Annotated in this window: 22 protein-coding genes, 1 tRNA gene, 1 other RNA gene and 1 pseudogene; 23 read left to right on the top strand and 2 right to left on the bottom strand. The window is 42.8% G+C overall.

The annotated features are described in order from the left end of the window. The first annotated feature begins 79 nt into the window (after positions 1-79). The 8 genes from I2483_RS11345 (at position 80) to I2483_RS11310 (ending at position 6,826) form a co-directional block, all read left to right on the top strand. The gene (locus I2483_RS11345) at positions 80-1,600 is read left to right on the top strand and encodes a tetratricopeptide repeat protein (protein WP_207175940.1); all 1,521 of its coding nucleotides are present in this window, start codon (positions 80-82) and stop codon (positions 1,598-1,600) included. A gap of 226 nt (positions 1,601-1,826) precedes the next feature. Next, positions 1,827-1,997 (top strand): hypothetical protein, encoded by a 171-nt coding sequence (locus I2483_RS11340; protein ID WP_207175938.1) that lies wholly within the window; start codon positions 1,827-1,829, stop codon positions 1,995-1,997. A 46-nt stretch (positions 1,998-2,043) separates the two neighbouring features. After that, entirely contained in the window at positions 2,044-2,994 is a 951-nt protein-coding gene (gene trxB, locus I2483_RS11335) for a thioredoxin-disulfide reductase (protein ID WP_207175936.1), read from the top strand. Positions 2,995-3,201: 207 nt separating this feature from the next. Further along, positions 3,202-3,684, top strand: coding sequence for an NUDIX hydrolase (locus I2483_RS11330; protein ID WP_207175935.1), 483 nt, complete (start codon positions 3,202-3,204; stop codon positions 3,682-3,684). After that, positions 3,681-4,571 carry an RNase adapter RapZ gene (rapZ, locus tag I2483_RS11325; RefSeq protein ID WP_207175934.1) on the top strand — a complete coding sequence of 297 codons (891 nt, stop codon included), beginning with the start codon at positions 3,681-3,683 and terminating at the stop codon, positions 4,569-4,571. The genes I2483_RS11330 and rapZ overlap by 4 nt, the downstream gene beginning before the upstream one ends. A gap of 4 nt (positions 4,572-4,575) precedes the next feature. Then, positions 4,576-5,559, top strand: a complete 984-nt coding sequence (locus I2483_RS11320) for a gluconeogenesis factor YvcK family protein (RefSeq protein ID WP_186672081.1) — start codon at positions 4,576-4,578, stop codon at positions 5,557-5,559. Between the two features lie 25 nt (positions 5,560-5,584). Beyond that, complete coding sequence (whiA, locus tag I2483_RS11315; RefSeq protein WP_186672079.1) at positions 5,585-6,532, top strand: DNA-binding protein WhiA; 948 nt, start codon at positions 5,585-5,587, stop codon at positions 6,530-6,532. A gap of 36 nt (positions 6,533-6,568) precedes the next feature. Next, a complete protein-coding gene (locus tag I2483_RS11310; RefSeq protein ID WP_186672077.1) occupies positions 6,569-6,826 on the top strand; it encodes an HPr family phosphocarrier protein in 258 nt (85 codons plus the stop codon). A 369-nt stretch (positions 6,827-7,195) separates the two neighbouring features. Here the strand turns inward: I2483_RS11310 and I2483_RS11305 are convergent. Then, positions 7,196-7,267: transfer RNA gene (locus I2483_RS11305), tRNA-Arg, on the bottom strand. Between the two features lie 190 nt (positions 7,268-7,457). On the opposite strand from I2483_RS11305, the gene clpP reads away from it, so the two are divergent. The 15 genes from clpP to ssrA all read left to right on the top strand — a co-directional run bounded on the left by clpP (position 7,458) and on the right by ssrA (position 22,170). Next, positions 7,458-8,078 carry an ATP-dependent Clp endopeptidase proteolytic subunit ClpP gene (gene clpP / locus I2483_RS11300; RefSeq protein WP_186672075.1) on the top strand — a complete coding sequence of 207 codons (621 nt, stop codon included), beginning with the start codon at positions 7,458-7,460 and terminating at the stop codon, positions 8,076-8,078. A 178-nt stretch (positions 8,079-8,256) separates the two neighbouring features. Continuing rightward, on the top strand, positions 8,257-8,835 hold the full coding sequence (locus I2483_RS11295) for a LemA family protein (RefSeq protein ID WP_207175933.1): 579 nt from the start codon (positions 8,257-8,259) through the stop codon (positions 8,833-8,835). After that, positions 8,832-9,629 (top strand): TPM domain-containing protein, encoded by a 798-nt coding sequence (locus tag I2483_RS11290; RefSeq protein ID WP_207175932.1) that lies wholly within the window; start codon positions 8,832-8,834, stop codon positions 9,627-9,629. Before I2483_RS11295 ends, I2483_RS11290 begins: the two co-directional genes overlap by 4 nt. A 43-nt stretch (positions 9,630-9,672) precedes the next feature. After that, positions 9,673-9,957 (top strand): glutaredoxin family protein, encoded by a 285-nt coding sequence (locus I2483_RS11285; RefSeq protein ID WP_207277375.1) that lies wholly within the window; start codon positions 9,673-9,675, stop codon positions 9,955-9,957. 136 nt (positions 9,958-10,093) lie between these two features. After that, entirely contained in the window at positions 10,094-11,128 is a 1,035-nt protein-coding gene (locus I2483_RS11280; protein WP_207175930.1) for a sugar-binding transcriptional regulator, read from the top strand. Between the two features lie 109 nt (positions 11,129-11,237). Next, positions 11,238-12,245 carry a type I glyceraldehyde-3-phosphate dehydrogenase gene (gene gap, locus I2483_RS11275; protein ID WP_207175928.1) on the top strand — a complete coding sequence of 336 codons (1,008 nt, stop codon included), beginning with the start codon at positions 11,238-11,240 and terminating at the stop codon, positions 12,243-12,245. A 117-nt stretch (positions 12,246-12,362) separates the two neighbouring features. Further along, positions 12,363-13,544, top strand: coding sequence for a phosphoglycerate kinase (locus I2483_RS11270; protein ID WP_207277374.1), 1,182 nt, complete (start codon positions 12,363-12,365; stop codon positions 13,542-13,544). 15 nt (positions 13,545-13,559) lie between these two features. Beyond that, positions 13,560-14,321, top strand: a complete 762-nt coding sequence (gene tpiA, locus I2483_RS11265) for a triose-phosphate isomerase (protein WP_207175920.1) — start codon at positions 13,560-13,562, stop codon at positions 14,319-14,321. Then, positions 14,314-15,840, top strand: a complete 1,527-nt coding sequence (gpmI, locus tag I2483_RS11260) for a 2,3-bisphosphoglycerate-independent phosphoglycerate mutase (RefSeq protein WP_207175918.1) — start codon at positions 14,314-14,316, stop codon at positions 15,838-15,840. Before tpiA ends, gpmI begins: the two co-directional genes overlap by 8 nt. Before the next feature lie 14 nt (positions 15,841-15,854). After that, a complete protein-coding gene (gene eno / locus I2483_RS11255) occupies positions 15,855-17,150 on the top strand; it encodes a phosphopyruvate hydratase (protein WP_207175917.1) in 1,296 nt (431 codons plus the stop codon). A gap of 175 nt (positions 17,151-17,325) precedes the next feature. Further along, positions 17,326-17,553 (top strand): preprotein translocase subunit SecG, encoded by a 228-nt coding sequence (gene secG, locus I2483_RS11250; protein ID WP_067206024.1) that lies wholly within the window; start codon positions 17,326-17,328, stop codon positions 17,551-17,553. A 228-nt stretch (positions 17,554-17,781) separates the two neighbouring features. Then, positions 17,782-18,528 carry an alpha/beta hydrolase gene (locus tag I2483_RS11245; protein ID WP_207175915.1) on the top strand — a complete coding sequence of 249 codons (747 nt, stop codon included), beginning with the start codon at positions 17,782-17,784 and terminating at the stop codon, positions 18,526-18,528. 48 nt (positions 18,529-18,576) lie between these two features. Next, positions 18,577-20,910: a ribonuclease R gene (gene rnr, locus I2483_RS11240; protein ID WP_255550404.1), complete on the top strand. Its 2,334-nt coding sequence runs from the start codon at positions 18,577-18,579 to the stop codon at positions 20,908-20,910. Between the two features lie 355 nt (positions 20,911-21,265). Next, positions 21,266-21,733, top strand: a complete 468-nt coding sequence (gene smpB, locus I2483_RS11235; protein WP_186672058.1) for an SsrA-binding protein SmpB — start codon at positions 21,266-21,268, stop codon at positions 21,731-21,733. A 78-nt stretch (positions 21,734-21,811) separates the two neighbouring features. Then, positions 21,812-22,170: a transfer-messenger RNA gene (gene ssrA / locus I2483_RS11230) on the top strand. A gap of 153 nt (positions 22,171-22,323) precedes the next feature. Here ssrA and I2483_RS11225 read toward each other — a convergent pair. Next, positions 22,324-22,764: pseudogene (locus I2483_RS11225) on the bottom strand (cell wall hydrolase). Positions 22,765-23,039 lie beyond the last annotated feature (275 nt).

The raw sequence follows: 23,039 nt of genomic DNA, 5'->3' as shown, positions 1-23,039 counted from the left end.
TGTATCTTATGGTATAATGGGGGACAATACGAGAAGGAACGTGCTTTGCGTTCCTTCTTATTTTTTCGGGGGAATATGATTGGATAAACTACGTAAGAAGCACGATGAAAAAATTATTTCGTTCATTCCAGACGGTGAATTTTATTATAATAAGGCGATTCAGGCGATGCAACGCGATCGTTTTGAAGATGCGCAGCGGTATTTGAAAAGAGCATCAGAGTTAAGTCCTGAAGATTGGAAAATCCTCATGGAATACGGTGTGCTCGTTATGGAAGAGGGCCGTTTCGAGGAAGCGCATGAACTGCTAATGACTGCAAACTCACTTGCACCTATGGAAGAGGAAGTTATATTCTATTTGGCGGAAGTGCACGCCCATCTCGGTATGCTACGGGATGCGAAGATGTATGCGGAGAAATATATATTAATTGATCCCGATGGCCCATTTGCTGATGATTCAATGGAAATCATTGATTTCGCAGAACAGGAAGAGTCATTTAATGACGATGAAATGCCAGATGGTGAAGTGTACTTTTTACAGGAAAAGGCACGCCGACTTATGGAGTCGGGTGATTTCAAGGCGGCTGTGGAATTACTTGAGTCAATTATTGGCGATTACCCGGAATTTTGGGCGGCTTACAACAATTTAGCGCTTGCCTATTTTTATATAGGGGAGAACGAACGGGCTAGTAAGTTACTACATGATGTTTTAGATCGTAATAAAGGAAATATCCATGCACTTTGCAATCTGGCGGTCTTTTATTATTACGAAAAAAAGGAAGAGGAATTGGAGTCCCTACTTGCTTTACTTGTGAAAATTAAACCGTATCAATTTGAAAATCGCTATAAACTCGGCGCAACATTTGCGCTTATTGGCAGACATAAAGAAGCCTATAATTGGCTCAGAAGTCTTCAGAAAAGAGGATTTGAAGGGGATACAGGCTATTACTTCTGGCTGTCCCATTCTGCTTATTTTTCTGGGCATGAAAAAATTGCGCGGGACGCATATGCAAAACTGGTTGAAATAGATCCTTCGAAGGCGGGTTACGAGCCGTGGAAAGATGTCCAGGAGATTATCACGTCTGACTCACTCGAGCAGGATAGGGAGTTTTTACTTAGTAAAATCACCAATGCCTACAGAAGTGAAAGGATGTTTGGTTTTTATCTTCTTGGAAAATCAGGACATAAACAAGAAATTATCTCACATCCATCTTATATTGAAGTCGAAAAACTAAGTGACTATGAGCGACTTTTTCTGGCAAGTGGCCTCGATTATGAGTTCATGCCGGAAACGATCTTTGATAAGTCATATATGCGGGCACTTGAAACGACGGACTTACTGTACAACAAATATTGTCCGCTCGATAAACAAGCATCCCATCTGTTTCAAATGTGGTTCACCCTATGCGAGACTGCATTAAGTCGCTCTTATTTGTTTAGAAATCCAGCGGCACTTGCAGCCGCGGCAGATTATATGTTCCAGTCATCCCGTTATCCGGATGTGACCAAAACAGCGATTGCAAAGGAATTCGGTGTATCAGTTCCGACGCTGACAAAGTATGTCGGAGAATTGATTGAGTATTTACCACAATTTGATGCTTAAGGGCCTACTGGAAGTGGTGCACTTTAGCTGTGTTCCTTTTAGGCGCCTTACGCTTTTCTTATTGTCTAGCTCCAGCGCCTAGCCCCTCGAGTCGCTTCAGTCCTTAAGTTAAAGGCAAAGAGCGCCTTTATCTTAAGGCCCTCCAGCGCTTGTCGGGTCTACCAAGGCGCTTACGCTTTTCTTAGTGTCTAGCTTCAGGCGCCAGCCGCTCGGAGGCCCGCAGGATGTGGGTCACGTAGCTGTTGCCGCAGGACGCGGCGTACTTAGGCTAGGTTCCTTGAAAGTAATCCAGCTATGTGGCAAAGAGCGCCACGTCGCTGGATTACTTATGCCTGTCGCGTCTAAGACGGCGCCTTACGCTTTTCTTATAAGCAGGAAAGTTGAATGGACACCATGAATCCTATACGATTTGTTGTGTAAATGTTGTAGAGGAGGAAATTCACATGACTACTGAAAAAATCTATGATGTCATTATTATTGGTGCCGGCCCTGCGGGGATGACGGCTGCTGTTTATACATCACGTGGTAACCTTTCTACGTTAATGCTTGAACGGGGAATTCCGGGTGGCCAAATGGCTAATACGGAAGAAATTGAAAACTACCCAGGATTCGAACATATATTAGGTCCGGACCTTTCTACAAAAATGTTTGATCACGCGCGTAAATTTGGCGCTGAATATGCTTATGGTGATGTTACAGACGTCATTGATGGAGAAAGTTACAAGACGATTGTTGTCGGCGACAAAGAGTATAAAGCCCGTGCGATTATTATTACGACTGGTGCTGAATACAAAAAAATGGGTATTCCCGGAGAAGCTGAACTTACAGGTCGTGGCGTAAGCTATTGTGCGGTTTGTGATGGGGCATTCTTCCGTAAGAAAGAGCTCGTTGTTGTAGGCGGTGGTGACTCAGCAGTAGAAGAAGGCACTTATTTGACACGTTTTGCGGATAAGGTGACGATTGTTCATCGCCGTGGTGAATTACGTGCACAAAAAATCCTTCAAGACCGTGCATTTGCAAACGACAAGATTGAATTCATCTGGAATTCATCTGTCAAAGAGGTAAATGCTAGAGAAGGAAAAGTTGGTTCCGTGACACTTGTGTCAACTGTCGACGGTTCCGAAAGGGAATTTGAAGCGGATGGCATGTTCGTTTATATCGGAATGGACCCATTAACAGCTCCTTTTGCTAAACTTGGAATTCTTGACGAAAACGGTTACGTTGCAACAAACGAAATTATGGAAACATCCGTACCCGGTATTTATGCTGCAGGGGATGTTCGTGAGAAATTGTTGCGTCAAGTTGTAACGGCTACTGGAGACGGTAGTATTGCTGCGCAGGCTGTACAGAAATACGTTGAGGAATTGATGGAGAAGTTAGGCGCAAAAGCTTAATGGATTTTAATGTAACCTTAATGTGGCTGTAACAGTAATGCAATGTCTAAAGGGTATAGTAAAAGTATCAATTGACCCCCCTTTTGATAAAATAAATTTTGAAAGGCAATTTATCGGTCTAATCCGGTAGTTTGCCTTTTTTTTGTCGTTTTACAATGGTTCGATGTATAATGATACTATGCGTTTATAAAAAGTGGGGTTAGACAAATGCAGAGAATCGTAAATTTACTAGTAGTAAAAGACAATCATGTATTATTGTTAAAAAAACCTCGTCGTGGCTGGTATGTAGCACCTGGTGGAAAGATGGATACCGGTGAGTCGATTTACGAAACGGCCGTCAGAGAATTCACTGAAGAAACCGGTGCTGTACCGATTAATCCGCTGCTAAAAGCCGTCTACACAATGATGATTATGGATGAAACCGGAGAGAATGTGAAAAATGAATGGATGCTCCACACATTCGTTGCATTTGACTTAATAGGTAAACCGTTTGAAACGACAGTTGAGGGAGTGCTGGAATGGCATCCCGTTGAAAACCTAGCGACACTTCCAATGGCGGAAGGAGATCGGACCAATTTACTGTTTGCAGTTTCCAGGAGTGGGATACAGTATGGAACGTTTTTTTACACCGAAGAATTTAAATTATTGAAAGAGGAAATCCAATATTCAGTGGAAGGTGATGGACAATGACTGAAATAGGGAAGCCAAGCAGTGATATTGAAATAGTTATTATTACTGGGATGTCAGGTGCGGGTAAGACGGTTGCAGTGCAGAGCTTTGAAGATCTTGGGTTTTATTGCATCGATAATTTGCCTCCGGAGCTATTAGTTATGTTTCTGAATTTGATGATGAAATCGGAAAATAAAATGAACAGGATAGCCGCTGTAATGGATACGCGTGGAGGTGACCTATTTGATTCGCTCATTGGGGCACTGGATAATTTATTGCATATGAAGGGTGTTTCGTCACGAATATTATTCCTTGATGCAGACGATGAGACGCTTGTTCGACGTTATAAGGAATCGCGAAGGTCACATCCACTGTCCGCGGGCGGATTGCCTTTAGCAGGTATTAAGAAAGAGCGCTTGTTATTGTCCGAGATGAAAGGCCGTGCACGCTCAATTTTCAACACTTCAGGTTTAAAACCAAGGGCATTGAGAGAAAAGATAATGTCTGAGTTCTCCTCTAAGGATGATCTTGGTTTTACGCTGAACTTCCTCTCTTTCGGTTTTAAGCATGGTATGCCGATTGATGCCGATGTTGTATTTGACATTCGTTTCCTACCAAATCCTTTCTATATTGAGGATTTGAAACCGAAGACTGGACTCGATAATGAAGTCTATGACTATGTACTGAAATGGAACGATACAAAAATCCTTATTGAAAAATTAACGGACTTATTCAAGTTCTTAATTCCACAATATAAAAATGAAGGAAAATCACAAGTAGTAATTGCATTCGGCTGTACAGGAGGCCAACACCGCTCTGTAACACTCGCTGAATTTTTCGGAAGCCGGTTCAAGGACGAGTATCGGACACTAATAACCCATAGGGACATTGAAAAAAGAAAGGATTGACGCTATGCCGAAATCCGGGAATTTGAAAAAAGTCGTTGTGTTAGGCGGCGGAACAGGCTTGTCGACATTACTACGCGGATTGAAAAAATATCCCGTCGATTTAACCGCAGTGGTCACAGTAGCGGATGATGGCGGCAGTTCAGGCAGACTTCTCGATGAATATGACATTCCGCCTCCGGGTGATATACGCAAAGTGATGGCAGCGCTTTCAGATGTTGAACCATTAATCGAAGAGATGTTTGAATACCGCTTTGCTACTTCGGAAGATTTGAAAGGTCATTCACTCGGCAATCTTATGCTGGCTGCTATGACGGATATCACCGGTGATTTCGCACGTGCAGTCGAGCAAATGAGCAAGGTGTTGAACATCAAAGGGAAAGTATTACCAGCCGCTAATCAGCGCATCACATTGCATGCAGAACTCGAAGACGGTACAATCGTGACTGGTGAATCGAAAATTCCGGTTTACGGACGTAAAATACGCAAAGTGTATTTATCGCCACAAGAAGTTGAACCGTTACCTGAAACAATAGAGGCCATCAATTCTGCCGACCTGATCATTATTGGTCCAGGTAGCTTATATACGAGCATCTTGCCGGCACTTCTTGTCCAATCAATTCGTAAAGCGGTCTTGTCATGTAAGGCGAAAAAGGTGTATATTAACAACTTGACGACGCAAGCAGGAGAAACATATCGCTATACGGCCTCGGAGCATGTGCAGGCATTGTATGATCATGCGGGTGAATCCTTTATCGATACGGTTTTATTGAACGGTACAGAGTTTTCTACGTTGCAGGGTGGTACAGAATGGACGGGGCCGCCTTGGCCTGTCGAAAACGATTTGGAAACGCTTCAACAACTTGTACCAAATATCGTAGTGAGAGACATTTGCTTATTATTAAATGGAACTATCATACATGATTCCGAGAAAGTAGCTAAATGGCTCATAGATTATATGGAAAATGGAAACAAAACGGAACAGACGTGATCGTCGCCGAGAAAGGGGAAGAATCATGTCTTTTGCTTCAGAAACAAAAAAGGAAATGACACAGATAGAAGCGGATGACTGTTGTACGAAGGCAGAGGTAGCGGCATTCATTAGGATGAATGGTGCACTATCGTTTTCTAATAAACAGTTAAGTCTGGACGTGCAAACTGAAAACGCTGCGATTGCAAGACGCCTTTATACGAATTTAAAACGGTTGTATCCTTATAAAGTAGAGTTGCTTGTTCGAAAAAAGATGCGCTTGAAAAAAAACAACGTTTACATTTGCCGAATTAGGAGCGGAGCAAAAGCCCTTCTGGAAGAACTTCTAATTTTGACAGGTACATTTCAATTTAAAAATGAGATTTCAAAGGAATTGGTTAAAAAGAGATGCTGTCAACGCGCTTATTTACGGGGTGCTTTTCTGGCAGGGGGTTCTGTGAATAACCCGGAAACATCTTCCTATCACCTTGAAATCTTTTCCATATATAAAGAACATAGTGAAGACTTAGTCGATCTGATGAACAAATACCATTTGAATGCGAAGTCTATTGAGCGGAAAAAAGGGTATATTGCTTATTTAAAGGAAGCTGAAAAAATATCGGACTTTCTTAGTATTGTCGGCGCGCATGTGTCTTTAATGAAGTTTGAAGATGTACGAATCATACGCGATATGCGAAATAGTGTGAACAGGCTTGTGAATTGTGAAACTGCTAATATGAATAAAACAATTGGTGCAGCACAGCGCCAAGTTGAAAATATAAAGTTTATTGAAAGTACGATTGGACTTGCTGAATTACCAGATAGATTGCAAGAAATCGCAAGGCTTCGGGTAGACAATCAAGATATTACGTTGAAGGAACTTGGAGAGCTGGTTTCGGGCGGGATGGTAAGTAAATCCGGTGTAAACCATCGCTTAAGAAAAATCGAAGAAATTGCGGATAATCTTCGCAATGGGGGAATCGGTAGTCGGTGAATCCGCTGTCGAACCAAGAGAGGAGCTGGCGCTGTCATGGCAGAACGAATAGTTGAAGTGAAGTTGAAATCAGGATTACAAGCACGGCAAGCAGCACTTTTTGTCCAAGAAGCAAATAGGTTTTTGGCTGACGTATTTTTGAAAAGAGAAGAACGCCAAGTAAACGCTAAAAGTATAATGGGGATAATGAGCCTAGCCATTGCGCGCGGCACAACAATCACATTGATCGCAGAGGGAAGCGACGAGGAACAGGCTCTAGAATCGCTCGCAGCCCTTGTTGAAAATGACAATTAAATAAAGGATTAACCGTTAGCGCTGTCAAATGACAAGTGGTAACGGTTTTTTTATGGACATTGGGTGTGAAGTCATGGGGATGCGGTTCGAAGTCATGGCAAGGCGATAAATAGTCATGGCAATAACGGTTAGTCATGGCAATAGGGAGTGAAGTCATGGGGACGCGGTTCGAAGTCATGGCGAGGTGATAAATAGTCATGGCAATAACGGTTAGTCATGGCAACCCAGCAAACTGTAAGGGAAAAGGCAAGAACTTTCATGACAACTCGTTAAACTGTCGCAACATCCCCCCAAAAAAAACGCAAAAAAATATTCATCCGCTTGTAAAAGCAGATGAATATTTTACAGTATAAACCTTATACTGGGATATGCCCTCGGCGAGAATCGAACTCACATTTTAAGCTTCGGAGGCTTACGTGCTATCCGTTGCACCACGAGGGCCTTACAAATCCGCTAACTTTTGCAGCAGACTAGACTTATTATACTAGTGTAGCTCAATGAATGCAATGCTTATTTTGAAAGCGTTATATTTGACCTTCGTTGACCATACTATGTATGATAAAGTTACAGTTGAAACGAAGTTATGTTTCAATAGGTAGACAACACTATCCAGCTTGAAGGAGGAAATAGAATGAATCTAATACCTACAGTAATTGAACAGACTAGCCGCGGTGAGCGTGCTTACGACATCTATTCACGTCTATTGAAAGACCGTATTATCATGCTTGGAAGTGGAATCAATGACGACGTTGCGAACTCTATCGTTGCTCAACTCCTATTTTTGGAAGCAGAAGATCCGGATAAAGATATTTCAATCTACATTAATAGCCCCGGGGGAAGCGTCACTGCTGGAATGGCTATTTTTGACACAATGCAATTCATCAAACCTGAAATCCAAACAATTTGTATGGGGATGGCTGCATCTATGGGATCGTTCCTGCTAGCGGCGGGTACTAAAGGGAAACGTTACGCACTTCCTAACGCAGAAGTAATGATTCACCAACCATTGGGTGGAGCACAAGGGCAAGCAACAGAAATTGAAATTGCTGCAAAACATATCCTTTTCACTCGTGAAAAACTTAACTTGATTCTTGCTGAGCGTACTGGCCAATCAGTTGAAGTAATTGCGAGAGATACAGACCGCGACAATTTCATGACAGCTGAACGTGCGAAAGAATATGGTTTAATTGACCATATTATTACACGCAGTGACATGAAAGACGGAGCTAAAACTAAACCTGAATCTAAATAAGTTGTACGAAAGCCGGCTTTCCACTATGGGAAGCCGGTTTTTTGATGGCTAAAAAAACGATGCCGCAGAAGAAATGAAACATTTTCAATCGTCATACTGTATATACTACTGTAGAAAAAGTTTCGGCACGGTGTTCGAGAGGGTAAATGAAAATAACTAACTCGTGAGGGGTGTTAACATGAAAAGAGTTTTAGGACCAATTGCGGTAATCGTAATTATACTTGCAGTTTTGGCAATGATACTGGTTCCAAGCTATAACAAATTCGTTAATTTAGAAGAAGATGTGGACCAGGCGTATGCACAAGTGGAAAATCAACTACAACGGAGACTTGATTTGATTCCGAACTTGGTAAGCACGGTAAAAGGCTTCGCAAGCCATGAAAAAGGGATTATCAGTGATATTGCGGATTCTCGTGCCAGATTGGCCGGTGCAAAAGGGCCTGGGGAACAAGCGGATGCAAACGCTGACTTAGCCGGAGCTCTTAGCCGTCTTCTCGTAGTCGTTGAAAACTACCCTGATTTGAAGGCGAATGAGAACTTCAGACAATTAATGGATGAACTTTCGGGGACTGAAAATCGATTGGGTGTTGCACGTAAGGATTATAACGACGTAGTCGCCAATTACAATAGGAAAGTAAAAAGATTCCCTGGAAAAATCGTTGCATCCATTTTCGGATATGATGAAAAGGAATACTTTAAAGCCGATGCAGCTGCAAATGAAGCGCCGAATGTCGATTTTGGAGATGACAAGGAATGATTAGAAAAGCTGTCCGCATACTGGTGACGGCATGTCTGATTGTTTTTACATCGTTAAACTCAGCAGTGTTTTCGGCTGATGCTGCTGTTCCAGTTGTTCAAGATACTGCGAATGTGTTGTCCGCTGAACAGAAAGCGGAACTTGAGCAATATGGGATTCAATTAAAGAATGCTACGACAGCGGAACTTGCGGTATTAATCCTCCCGAGCATAGGCGATGAGCCAGTTGAGGAAAATGCGGTAGAGAAGCTCAGGGAATTTAAATTAGGTAATAAGGAAAAAAATAACGGAGCTTTGCTAGTTGTCACAACAGAGAAAAATTCCGATGGTAAACGACATTTCGAACTATCGGTCGGGTACGGATTAGAGGGTGCCCTTCCGGACGGAAAAGTCGGACGTATAATGGATGAAGTAGCTGTTCCTTATTTGGATAAGCAACAGCCTGACATGGCGATCATGGAAGCATATAAATCATTCTATAATGAAATCGCAGCTGAATATGGCTGGGATGGCGCGGTTGTGCCCGTCACAACTATAGATTCCGACTCAAGTGATGGGGGTTTCGGTATTCCATTCCCCGTCATTCTATTCATCATTATTTACATTGTCTTCCGTGTTATCAGTAATAGAGGAGGTCGTGGAGGAGGCGGTTCGGGTGGACGACGCGGTGGGGGGCCAATTTTCTTCCCTGGTTCTTTTGGCGGCAGAAGTGGTGGCGGTGGTTCAGGAGGCGGGTTTGGTGGTTTCGGTGGCGGTGGTTCCGGCGGTGGAGGCGGAGCAGGCCGAAGCTGGTAAAAGATAATGATAACAGGCGGCATGCGTGGGCAACATCCTGTGCATGCCCCCGTTATTCATTTATACTGAAGGTATTATAAAGGTAGTGAGGTGCATTAGAGTGCATGTGACATTTTATACGAAACCAGGCTGTCATCTTTGTGAGGAAGCTGAGTTAATGATGAAACTTGTTCAAGAAGATTTCCCGCTAACGTGGACGAAAGTAGATATAGAAACTGATGATGAAAGTCATGAGAAATATATGTTTTTGATTCCTGTCATCGAAAAAGATGGCGATGTAATGCTTTACGGGTCAATTGGCTACGCTGATATCATTGATTTATTCTGATAATTAATGCTATATTGTTTGTAAAGTCGAATGAAAAGAGCTACAATGAAGTTAGAAATATTTTTTTGCTTTATGTGGGACGTTATTTAGTACGTAGGGTCGCAAAGTGTCCCTATGGTAAAGAGGAGGGCAGCCATTGGACGTTTTGATGGATGCACAGAGCAAACTCGTACCAGAAATGATGGAGTTAATGCAGCAAAGATATCGGATAGTAAAGCTTGTAAAAATGGCTGGCCCAATTGGAAGACGTCCACTCGGTCAGATGGCAGGCTTATCGGAGCGAGAAACGCGAACCATGATGGATACGCTAAGGGGTCAAAATCTTATTGATATCGCAAAAGACGGAGCTTCAATCACCACTGAAGGATTGACTGTCTTACTTGCACTTGAGTCTTCAATGGAAGACTGGTCGGGTCGTACGGCTATTGCAAAGAAATTAATGGGTTTCCTTGGCATTCAATCAGTCAAAGTTGTAGCAGGTAACTGCGATACGGATAGCGCTTCGAAAAGCTTACTTGGTATGGAGGCAGCGAAACAATTTTCTTCTAAAATTGACGAGGGCAAAGTAGTCGCCGTCACTGGAGGAAGTACAATTGCATCAATTCCACTTCATATCGAAAAATTTAGCGGTACCAATAATCTGCTATTCATCGCTGCAAGAGGCGGTGTAGGTGATGATATTGGATTGCAAGCGAATGTTATTGCGGCTTCTTTTGCCTCGGCATGCGGAGGTACGTATAGTACATTTTATTACCCAGAGTCGTTAAGTGAAGAAGCGCATGAAGCGTTCCGAAAAGATCCTTCTGTCTTGAAAATGCTCGAACTTTACGACACAACAGATTGTGTTCTGCATGGAGTAGGCGACGCACAAACAATGGCAACTATGCGTAATACGCCCACAGAAGAGCAGGATATGATCCATGACAATGGAGCTAAAGGCGAAGCATTCGGTTATTATTTTGACCAGGATGGTAACGTTGTCCACAGATTACGGACAATCGGTATCCAAACTGGCCATCTCGAGAAGATTCCGCTAATCATTTCAGTCGCGGGCGGCAGCAGTAAAGCTGAAGCCATCTTGGCTTATATGGCAAGTGCACCTAAACAAACAATTTTAGTAACTGATGAAGGTGCCGCGACTGAAATGCTGAAAATACTCGTCAATAAATAAACGTATAAATGACTAAGACGGGTCTTTTCAGGGAATAGGTTTAGATGGGCTTTGTATAGATATAAGAAACTTTTAAAATAAAACTAAAAACAACTTGGAGGAATAGATTATGACATTGAAAATTGCAATTAACGGTTTTGGACGTATTGGACGTAAAGTATTTCGTGAGGCATTGAAACAAGAGGAAATTGAAATTGTAGCAGTGAACGATTTAACGGATGCGGCAATGCTTGCACATCTTTTGAAGTATGACTCTGTACATGGCGTATTTGACGCAGAAGTCAGTTCGGATAATGACACGCTAGTTGTCGATGGCAAAAGAGTGAAAGTATATGCAGAAAAAGATCCAGCAGCACTCCCATGGGGCAAACTAGGGGTTGACGTTGTCGTCGATTCGACAGGCGTATTTACGGACAGAGCAGGACTTAGCAAACACCTTGAAGCCGGTGCAAAAAGAGTTATCTTGTCTTCACCTGCTAAAGGTGATATCACAACACTTGTTATGGGCGTCAACCATGAAACGTATAACCCGGAAACAGATACTATCGTATCGAATGCATCATGTACGACAAACTGTCTTGCGCCAGTTGTGAAAGTACTTCACAACGAATTTGGCATAAAACGCGGTCTAATGACAACAATTCACTCGTACACAAATGACCAACGCATTTTGGATTTACCACATTCGGATTACAGACGTGCTCGTGCAGCTGGAGAAAACATGATTCCAACTACGACTGGCGCAGCTTCAGCTGTAACGAAAGTTATTCCTGAATTGAAAGGTAAACTTGACGGTATGGCTGTCCGCGTTCCGACACCAAACGTTTCACTCGTTGACTTTGTCGCTGAACTTGAGAAAGATGTGACAGTTGCTGATGTGAACAATGCATTGAAAAACGCGGCTGAAAATGAGCTAAAAGGTTTCTTGGCTTATAATGAACTTCCACTAGTATCTAAAGATTATAACGGAAATACTTCATCATCTACTGTAGATGGTCTTTCAACGATGGTCCTTGAAGACAACATGGTGAAAGTAATTACTTGGTATGACAATGAATCAGCTTATTCTGCACGTTGTGTAGACTTGGCGCTTTATATGCACAGTAAAGGTCTATAATTCAGTTAAATATAGCCATAAACAATAAGACCCCTTATAATATAGTTGGGTAAGAGGAGCGGGGGTTACCCCGTTCCTCATTTTTTTTCAGTAAATATGGAGGTGGGCGTTTTCATGGTGTCGAAAAAGACGATGAAAGATATGCAGCTTGAAGGGAAACGCGTTTTTTGCCGGGTGGATTTCAATGTGCCTATGGAAGATGGCAATGTAACGGATGATACAAGGATCCGTGCAGCAATTCCGACCATCACTTACATGGTCGAACAGGGTGCAAAAGTTATTCTAGCAAGCCATTTAGGTCGTCCAAAAGGCGAAGTGAATGAAGACATGCGGCTTACTGCTGTAGGAGAAAAACTTGCGGAATTGATTGGCAAACCGGTAACAAAGCTCGATTCATCCATTGGGAAAGAAGTGGAGGAAACCATTTCAACAATGAAAAACGGCGATATCGTTCTGCTTGAAAATGTTAGGTTCCATGCAGGGGAAGAAAAGAATGATGCAGGACTCGCAAAGCAATTTGCGGAACTCGCTGACCTTTTCGTCAATGACGCATTTGGCGCTGCACACCGTGCGCATGCATCTACCGCAGGCATCGCGCAATATATTCCAGCTGTATCTGGGCTCTTACTTGAAAAAGAATTGGACATTCTAGGTAAGGCATTATCAGAGCCTGACCGTCCATTCACAGCGATTATTGGCGGAGCCAAAGTGAAAGACAAAATTGGCGTCATCGATCATCTGTTAGACAAAGTGGATAACTTGATTATCGGCGGCGGATTATCATATACATTTACAAAAGCACAAGGTCATGAAATAGGAAATTCGCTTTTAGAAGAAGATAAAATCGACCTTGCAAACTCATTTATTCAGAAGGCTAAAGATAAAGGCGTTAATTTGTATTTGCCAATGGACGTGGTCGTGGCGGATGCATTTTCAAACGAAGCGAATACGAAAGTGGTTGCAATTGATTCCATACCAGAAGGATGGATGGGGCTTGATATTGGACCGAAAACAGCTGAACTTTACGCGAATGTTATTAAAGAGTCGAAATTGATCATTTGGAACGGGCCGATGGGTGTCTTCGAAATGGAGTCATTCGCTGGAGGAACACAACGCGTTGCAAAAGCGATGGCTGAAACAACAGCGTATACGGTTATTGGCGGGGGCGATTCAGCCGCTGCTGTCGAAAAGTTCGGCGTAGCAGTTAAAATGGATCACATTTCCACCGGTGGGGGAGCTTCTCTTGAATTCATGGAGGGGAAAGACTTACCTGGCGTCACTGCATTAAACGATAAATGAGTGGAGGAAACTAATTTGCGAAAACGAATAATTGCTGGTAACTGGAAAATGTACAAGTCTCTTGAAGAAGCGAAAAGCTTCGCGATAGAAGTGCAAGAAAAAGCACCAGTTTCAGAAAAGTTGGAAGCGGTTATCTGTCCACCTGCTTTATACCTTTCGGAACTTGTACAAATAACAAAAGGTTCAGCAGTCGGTATTGGCGCACAAACGATGCACGATGTAAAAGAAGGAGCATTCACGGGTGAAATCAGTCCAGCGATGCTGTCAGAAATAGGCGTCGGCTATGTTGTCCTGGGTCATTCTGAACGTCGCCAATACTTCAACGAAACAGATGAATCCGTCAACAAGAAAGTTCATGCTGCATTCGATTACAAGCTAACACCAATCGTCTGTGTGGGAGAATCACTTGAAGATCGCGAAAGTGGAAAAACAGTCGATTTAGTAGCAGGACAAGTGAAAAAAGCATTTGAAGGCATCAGCGCTGATTTAGCAGCACAAGCAGTCATTGCTTATGAACCAATCTGGGCTATCGGTACAGGGAAAACGGCAACTGCACAAGATGCGAATGAAGTATGTGGTGCAATCCGTATGACAATTGGCGAATTATACAATGAAACAGTCGCTGACCAAATCCGTATTCAGTATGGAGGTAGCGTTAAACCGGATAACATTGAAGAACTTCTCACAATGGAACATATCGATGGCGCACTTGTCGGCGGCGCAAGTTTGGAAGCTGCATCATTCTTGAAATTGCTAGAGGCTGGAGCACATGAGTAAAAGTCCGGTAGCGCTTATCATTTTGGATGGTTTTGGCCTTCGTGATGACAAGCTAGGAAATGCAGTTGCACAGGCGAATAAGCCGAATTACGATCTATTATGGAACAACTTCCCACATTCAACGCTGACAGCTTGTGGGGAAGCGGTAGGTCTTCCTGAAGGGCAGATGGGGAACTCTGAAGTCGGGCATTTAAATATTGGAGCTGGTCGCGTCGTCTATCAAAGTCTGACCCGTATTAATAAATCAATTAGGGAAGCTGACTTTTTTGATAACGAAACACTTCTGCGGGCAGTTAGGCACGCGAAGGAAAATGGCTCTGCACTTCATCTGATGGGGCTACTATCCGACGGTGGTGTACATAGCCATTATGAGCATTTATTCGCACTCCTTCGCCTAGCGAAGTTGAACGGGCTTGATAAGGTGTTCGTCCATGCATTCCTTGATGGCCGTGATGTAAGTCCGCAGTCTGCACTTGATTACCTCGAAAAGACTGAAACGTTTATGCAAGAGCTAGGCGTAGGTAAGTTTGCAAGTATCTCAGGGCGTTATTACGCGATGGATCGTGATAAGCGCTGGGAGCGTGTTGAGAAGGCTTACCGCGCGATTGTAGATGGCACTGCCCTAACAGCGGCAACGCCGACAGCAGGCGTAATGGCATCCTATAAACAAGGGATTCATGATGAATTTGTCGTGCCATTCGTGATCGAAGAACTTGGTAAACCAGTTGCAACTGTCGAAGACGGAGATGCGGTTGTGTTCTTTAACTTCCGACCGGATCGTGCGATTCAACTTTCACGTGCATTTACGGATAGTTCTTTTGATGAATTAGAAAAAGAAACGAAGAAATTTACGGACTTGAAATTTGTAACGTTCACGCATTATAGTGACGAAGTTGTTGCAGATGTCGTCTATAGTAGTCAAAATCTAGAAAATACACTTGGTGAAGTCATTTCTCGTAATGGATTGACACAACTGCGTATTGCAGAAACTGAGAAGTATCCTCATGTCACTTTTTTCATGAGTGGAGGAAGAGAAGATAGATTTGAAGGCGAAGAACGTATTTTGATAGCCTCACCGAAAGTTGCAACGTATGACTTGCAACCAGAGATGAGTGCTTACGAAGTGACGGAAGCGCTTATTGAAGGAATTGAAGCGAATCGCTTTGATGCCATTATTCTCAATTTCGCAAATCCTGACATGGTCGGGCATAGTGGTATGCTGGAACCAACCATCAAGGCGATTGAAACGGTCGATGAATGCCTTGGCAAAATCATCGACGCAATTCATGCTAAAGGCGGTACGGCAATCGTTACGGCTGACCATGGGAATGCTGATGAAGTAACGACACTAGACGGGGCTCCGATGACGGCACACACGACGAATCCGGTTCCGGTTATCGTTACGAAGTCAGAAATAGTTCTGCGTGAAGGCGGTAAACTCGCAGACTTGGCACCAACAATGCTAAAATTGTTACAAGTAGACCAACCGGCAGAAATGACCGGCACACCATTATTTTAAAAGGGGAGAATGACATGCCAATCATTACACTTATCCAAGCTAGAGAAGTACTCGATTCACGTGGAAATCCAACAGTAGAAGTTGAAGTATTTACCCAAAGCGGTGCATTTGGTCGGGCAATCGTTCCATCTGGCGCTTCGACAGGCGAATACGAGGCAGTAGAATTACGTGACGGTGATCCAAATCGCTACTTCGGCAAGGGTGTTCTTCAAGCGGTTGACCATGTTAATGAAGTCATTTCGGAAGAATTGGAAGATGCGTATTCAGTCCTTGATCAAGTGACAATCGACAAAGCGCTGATTGAACTTGATGGAACTACTAACAAAGGAAACTTGGGCGCAAATGCAATTCTTGGCGTATCGATAGCTGTCGCACATGCTGCTTCTGATTACCTTGATATTCCCCTTTATCAATATCTAGGTGGCATTAACGCAAAACAATTGCCAGTGCCAATGATGAATATTTTAAACGGCGGCGAGCACGCAGATAACAACGTTGATATTCAAGAGTTTATGGTAATGCCAGTCGGGGCGGATTCATTCCATGAAGGACTTCGCATGGGAACTGAAATTTTCCATAGCCTAAAAGCTGTATTAAAAGCTAAAGGCTTGAATACATCAGTGGGTGATGAAGGCGGATTCGCTCCGAACCTATCTTCCAATGAAGAAGCATTGTCTATTATCCTTGAAGCAATCGAAAAAGCGGGCTACACACCAGGCGAGGAAGTTCTTCTTGCAATGGACGTTGCAGCATCTGAGTTTTTCAATAAAGAAGATGGCACGTACAATCTTGCAGGTGAAGGTATCGTGAAAACATCGGCAGAAATGGTTGATTGGTACGAAGAGCTTTGCAATAAGTATCCAATCATCTCTATTGAAGATGGCTTGGATGAAAATGACTGGGCGGGTCATAAACTTTTGACGGACCGTCTAGGCAAAAAAGTTCAACTTGTCGGGGACGACTTGTTTGTAACGAACACAGAAAAACTGGCCCGCGGTATTGAAGAAGGTATTGGTAACTCAATCCTTATTAAAGTGAACCAAATCGGTACATTGACGGAAACGTTTGATGCGATTGAAATGGCGAAACGCGCTGGCTATACGGCTGTTATTTCCCACCGTTCAGGTGAATCGGAAGATACGACAATTGCTGATATCGCAGTTGCAACAAACGCTGGGCAAATCAAAACGGGTGCACCATCTCGTACGGACCGCGTTGCGAAATACAACCAATTGCTTCGTATTGAAGATCAGCTAGATGATACTGCTGAGTATCTCGGTGTTAAGACGTTTTATAACTTGAAGAAATAATGAGTGATCAAAACCCGCTTAGGCGGGTTTTTCTTTGCCTTTTGAGAGATTAAGTGGAAATTCAAAAGGTGACCCTTAAGACTTCTGTCTTAAAATTAGAACAATAGGTTGTAACGCCAGTCCGTTTTTGGTAAAATAGAACTGTTGTGAAGTTCGAATCGGGAGGTGGAACAAAATGCATACTTTGCTGATGACACTGCTCGTAATCGTAGCACTATCATTGATCGTAGTCGTATTATTGCAATCTGGGAAAAGCGCAGGTCTATCAGGAGCCATCTCTGGTGGAGCCGAACAACTTTTCGGGAAACAAAAAGCACGAGGACTTGACCTTGTACTTCAACGGGTTACAGTTGTACTTGCTGTTTTGTTTATCGTATTGGCGATCGTCATTATGAAAGTATAATCTTAAATAGACCACTATCGCCTGACCTTCCGACTGGTCGGGCGTTTTTTATGAAAAAGTAAAATAGTATTAGTTTTTTCTACTGGGGTCGGTGTCTAGACTCCAGGCGCCAGCCGCTCGGTCATAAGCAATTCAGCTATGTGGCAAAGAGCGCCACGTCGCTGGATCGACTTATGCCTGCCGCGTCTAGCGGGCGCCTTGCGCTTTTCTTACGAAGGGATGATTGAATTGAGAATTGCACAACCGAAACCATTCTTTTTCGAAAGAGGGAAGCGTGCAGTTTTACTGCTCCATGGATTTACTGGTACCTCTGCGGATGTCCGGATGTTGGGACGTTTTCTTGAAAAGAAGGGTTACACATCGCTTGCACCTCATTACAAAGGCCACGGTGTTCCTCCTGAAGAATTGATCCACACGGGTCCCGAAGAGTGGTGGGAAGATGTTCTTAAGGGTTATAATCAATTAAAGGAAGCTGGCTATGATGAGATTGCAGTAGCGGGATTGTCTTTAGGAGGCGTATTTTCGCTCAAATTGGGGTATAACAAGCCAGTGAAGGGCATTGTTACAATGTGTGCGCCGATGTCGATGAAAACAACTGACCTTATGTATGAAGGTGTTCTTAAATATGCACGAGAGTATAAGAAGTTTGAAGGGAAAGGTGATGCTGACATCGAAAGAGATATAGAGGCATTACGTGCGCAAAATATGCCTTCTCTGGAAGAACTTCGCTCACTCGTCTATGATGTACGCAATCATATCGACCACATTTATGCACCACTATTGGTTGTGCAAGCTACATACGATGATGTTATCGATACCGATTCTGCAAACGTTATTTATGACAATACCGAATCAGACATAAAACACATTAAATGGTATGAACAATCGGGACATGTCATTACGCTTGGACCTGAAAAAGTGACACTTCATGAAGATATTTTGAGATTCCTGGAATCATTGGACTGGAATGAGTGAAAGATTAGACCAATGACCATACTATATACTTATAAGGAGTGATGCAACTTGGATAGCATAGAGCAAGACATTCAGCAAAAATTGCTGTCTCTAATGAAAGAAGAATCGTATAAGCCGTTAACTGTACAGGAAATCCAGGAAGTAATGGGATTTGAACAGGCAGCGGAGTTTAAGGAACTAGTGAAAATGCTTGTGGACCTTGAACAAAAAGGGCAAATTATTCGTTCTAAATCGAACCGTTATGGCGTACCCGAAGGCATGAATCTCCTGCGTGGAAAATTCATCGGGCATGCAAAAGGCTTTGGTTTTGTAGCACCGGAAGAAGAAGGAATGGATGATGTATTCATCCCCCCACATGAAGTTAATGGTGCGATGAACGGGGATACTGTCCTCATACGTGTCGTTAACGCTACATCAGGCGGTAGACGTGAAGGGGCAATTACACGTGTCGTAGAACGCAAAACGACAAAGGTAGTTGGTATGTACCAGAACAATAAAGGCTTCGGTTTCGTTGTTCCTGATGATAAAAAATTACCTATGGACGTTTTCATCGGCAAAGGGGATTCACTTGATGCGGTGGACGGTCATAAAGTCGTTGTTGAAATAACAGACTGGCCTGTTGACGGGAAGTCAGCAACAGGTATGGTGACACAAATCCTTGGTCACAGAAATGATCCCGGCGTTGATATCTTGTCTATTATTCATAAGCATGGAATTGAAGTCGATTTTCCACAAGCAGTACTAGACCAGGCAAATAAAATTCCTGATGAAGTTCAGGAAAGAGATTTGATCAACCGTCGTGACCTTCGTGAAGAACTTTCGATTACAATTGATGGTGCAGACGCGAAAGACCTTGATGATGCTATTTCAGTTGTGAAAAATGACAATGGTGGCTATCTATTATCTGTTCATATTTCCGATGTCAGTTATTATGTGACGGAAAATTCACCAATGGGCGATGACGCTTATGATCGAGGAACTAGTGTTTACTTGACGGATAGAGTTATTCCGATGTTGCCGCATAGATTATCGAACGGAATTTGTTCATTAAATCCTGGTGTCGATAGGCTTACGTTGTCTTGTACAATGACGATAGACCGCAACGGGAAGGTCATCGATCATGAGATATTTGAGAGTGTTATTCGCTCGAAAGAACGTATGACCTATAATGAAGTTTATAAAATCATCGAAGAAAAAGATGAAGAACTTTCAACTCGATATGCAAATGTTGTTCCTATGATTAACCATATGGCAGACCTCGCAGCTATTTTGAAACAGAAGAGAGAAGATCGTGGAGCCATTGATTTCAATTTCAAGGAATCGAAAATCCTTGTTGATGAAAAAGGATGGCCAACGGATGTTGTCATTTTGGAGCGAACTGTATCAGAACGCCTCATAGAAGAATTCATGCTTGCTGCGAACGAAACGATTGCTGAACATTTCCACAGGCTTGAACTACCGTTCATTTACCGGATTCACGAAGATCCCAAAGCTGAGAAATTACAACGGTTCTTCGAATTCCTAACAAACTTCGGCGTTGTTGTCAAAGGAACTGGCAATAAAGTCCATCCAAAAGCGCTACAGGAAATTGTTGAATCAATTGAAGGTCTTCCTGAAGAAACGGTTATATCGACAATGCTCCTTCGTTCAATGCAACAGGCGAAGTATTTCGATGAAAGCCTGGGTCACTTTGGATTATCTACTGAATTTTATACCCATTTCACGGCACCAATCCGCCGCTTTCCAGATTTGATTGTTCACCGTTTAATCCGGACATATCTAATTGAAAAAGATGTTTCGGCACAGACGCTTGCACATTGGGGTGCGATATTATCCGATATTGCAGAGCATACATCGGAACGAGAACGCCGTGCGGTTGAAGCAGAACGTGATACAGAGTCACTGAAAAAATCTCAATTTATGCTCGATAAAATTGGCGAAGAATTCGAGGGCGTTATTTCATCGGTTACAAACTTTGGTTTGTTTGTCGAACTGGAAAACACAATCGAAGGGCTTGTTCATGTTAGCCATATGACAGATGATTATTATCGATTTGACGACAGACAAATGATGATGATTGGTGAACGTGCAGGCAAGCAATATAGGCTTGGCGACGAAGTAACCGTCAAAGTTATTGCTGTGAAACCTGAAGAATCGACAATCGATTTTGAAATCGTTGGGATGAAACAAAACTTCCGTCGTACACGTAAAGAAACGCCGAAAGTTATTTATGCTAAGAAAAAAGAAGGCGACAATAAGTCCGGCGACAAGTCAAAAAATCAAAAGAAATCTGGCACATACAATAAAAAGAAAAAGTTCTATGAAGGCGCAGCGAAAAAAGCGGGTAGTAAACTTAAACCTAGGCCTAAAAAGAAAAAGTAAAGCCGGAGCGGTCTAGGCCGCTCTGAGGTTTTCACTTGATTCAGCAGACGTTCTCTACTTCAATAAGTGGCGGCGTGAATGCTAAAATGTGCAAAAAACAGTGGGGGTTCAGGCTACCCGCTGATTAGAAGAACTCAGACTAAAATCGCCGCGTCCTGCGGCAACGTCTGAGTAACCAACATCCTGTTGGACCAAGCCTCCGGCGAATGTCAAAAATTTTGAAAGCTGTGGAAAGGCAACCTAAGAGCGCCGCGTCCTGCAGCAAAGGTTGTATACCTGCGTCCTGCAGGCATAAACGCAATTCAAAATTTGGACGCAATTACGCCGAGGCGCAATTGATTAAGGGGTGAAAGAAATGGCGAAAGGCCAAGGGAAGGTAGTCGCCGTCAATAAAAAGGCGAATCATGATTTTGCAATCGAAGAAACAATTGAGGCAGGTATTGTCCTTCTAGGTACGGAAATCAAAGCAATTCGTAATAGTAAAGTCCAATTGCGTGATGCGTTTGTAAGGATCCGTAATAACGAAGCGTGGATTTCCAATATGCACATTAGTCCATATGATCATGGAAACCAGTTCAATCACGATCCATTGCGTTCTAGAAAGCTACTTCTTCATAAAAAACAGATTAGCAAATTGATTGGACAAACGAAAGAGCAGGGATCTGCTATTGTACCGATTAAGATGTATTTAAAAGACGGCTTTGCAAAAGTGTTAATTGGTGTTGGTAAAGGGAAGAAAGATTACGATAAACGTCAAGATCTTAAGAAAAAAGATGCAAAACGTGAAATAGATCGTGCACTTAGAGATAGGCAAAAATATTGAAGTATAGGTTAAGATAAGTTACAATAAGTATAGTAAGTAGTTCAGAAGCCTTTCAATAGGTTCTCCTGACATCCCTTTGGGGACGTTACGGATTCGACAGGGGTAGTCTGAGCTTGAGTTGCGCGTCGGAGGGTTCGGCTCCGTCAGAAACGACACCTTATAATAACAGGCAAAACTAACAACAACCTAGCATTCGCAGCGTAAGCTGTTGAATCTGCCTTGTAATTTCATCGCCCATGTGGCGTTGCAGGGCTAACCTTTAGTGGGATACGACGGCTGTTGCCTCTTGAGGCAGTCGGAAGAGACTTCCAAGATAGCGTACATGACGCCTTGATTGATGGCATAATGCCACGCGAAACCTAATAGTCAATCTACACGCGTAGATGCTTAAGTGTTAGGGCCTCTGGACGCGGGTTCGACTCCCGCCGTCTCCATATTTGTTGTCGCAGCAACGTTTAAGCGATGTGTGGCATCATTATGGTAACAAGATATAAAAAAAAAGACGATTTCATCTACTTATAGATGAAATCGTCTTTTTTTATGTCAACATTCTGGTAATTCACTACTATTAATAATAGCTCCTTGAGAACCTAACCGTTATAAACACTTTCACATGTCCCAGCTGCTGGTTCATAAAAACAATGATTTTTAAATTGACCAGTAAAAGGTTGACCGTACCATGTTGGAGGACAAGGGGCGGATGGATTAAAGTTCCAAAGGGCATATTGCGCTGGATGTTGTCTCCAATTATCAATATTCCGTTTTACTAATTTTTTTTTAGAAGATCGCGCTCGTTGGTAAAATAAATTCCCTTTTTGAACAGCTTCAAAAGAATAATTTCCTCCTTGTTTCTGAAAAATGACGTCTTCAATTGTTCTTACATCATTAAAATCTAAACAATCTGCTACAGCGCGATTAATAATTACATTGCCAACATATAACATCCCTTGGTTTCCTTCACCCTAGGCTTCTGCTCTCATCATCCTTGCCATTAACTCAATGTCTTTATCCCTGTATTTAACTCTTGGCATATTTTCACCTCAAATCTATAGTATAAAAGAAGCTTTCATTGTTGTTTCCTGAACAGCAATACACATTATGTCGTTGAAATAAATGTTAGTGTACCTACTTTTTATTCGCCCCAACAACCGAGCCCGTTAATGGTACATGGAGGTTTTTGTTCACTCATCCATTAATTCTACAAAATGATGTCTTCGTTTTGCTGATTCCGCGTAGGCTGCCCCGCGAAAGCGAAGCACAGGATCATCCGAACATTGAAGACCATCAGGCACGACAGTTGGGGCGA

This window comes from Sporosarcina sp. E16_3 (assembly GCF_017347125.1).
GTDB lineage: Bacteria > Bacillota > Bacilli > Bacillales_A > Planococcaceae > Sporosarcina.
The sequence above is the reverse complement of the archived record's forward strand: the minus strand, read 5'-3'. Positions and strand labels throughout refer to the sequence as shown.

Bases quoted from the DNA above. Each gene is read 5' to 3' on its own strand.
- trxB (WP_207175936.1), top strand. From the start codon at position 2,044: ATGACTACTGAAAAAATCTATGATGTCATTATTATTGGTGCCGGCCCT.
- I2483_RS11330 (WP_207175935.1), top strand. From the start codon at position 3,202: ATGCAGAGAATCGTAAATTTACTAGTAGTAAAAGACAATCATGTATTA.
- rapZ (WP_207175934.1), top strand. From the start codon at position 3,681: ATGACTGAAATAGGGAAGCCAAGCAGTGATATTGAAATAGTTATTATT.
- I2483_RS11320 (WP_186672081.1), top strand. From the start codon at position 4,576: ATGCCGAAATCCGGGAATTTGAAAAAAGTCGTTGTGTTAGGCGGCGGA.
- whiA (WP_186672079.1), top strand. From the start codon at position 5,585: ATGTCTTTTGCTTCAGAAACAAAAAAGGAAATGACACAGATAGAAGCG.
- I2483_RS11310 (WP_186672077.1), top strand. From the start codon at position 6,569: ATGGCAGAACGAATAGTTGAAGTGAAGTTGAAATCAGGATTACAAGCA.
- clpP (WP_186672075.1), top strand. From the start codon at position 7,458: ATGAATCTAATACCTACAGTAATTGAACAGACTAGCCGCGGTGAGCGT.
- I2483_RS11295 (WP_207175933.1), top strand. From the start codon at position 8,257: ATGAAAAGAGTTTTAGGACCAATTGCGGTAATCGTAATTATACTTGCA.
- I2483_RS11290 (WP_207175932.1), top strand. From the start codon at position 8,832: ATGATTAGAAAAGCTGTCCGCATACTGGTGACGGCATGTCTGATTGTT.
- I2483_RS11285 (WP_207277375.1), top strand. From the start codon at position 9,673: ATGCCCCCGTTATTCATTTATACTGAAGGTATTATAAAGGTAGTGAGG.
- gap (WP_207175928.1), top strand. From the start codon at position 11,238: ATGACATTGAAAATTGCAATTAACGGTTTTGGACGTATTGGACGTAAA.
- gpmI (WP_207175918.1), top strand. From the start codon at position 14,314: ATGAGTAAAAGTCCGGTAGCGCTTATCATTTTGGATGGTTTTGGCCTT.
- eno (WP_207175917.1), top strand. From the start codon at position 15,855: ATGCCAATCATTACACTTATCCAAGCTAGAGAAGTACTCGATTCACGT.
- secG (WP_067206024.1), top strand. From the start codon at position 17,326: ATGCATACTTTGCTGATGACACTGCTCGTAATCGTAGCACTATCATTG.
- smpB (WP_186672058.1), top strand. From the start codon at position 21,266: ATGGCGAAAGGCCAAGGGAAGGTAGTCGCCGTCAATAAAAAGGCGAAT.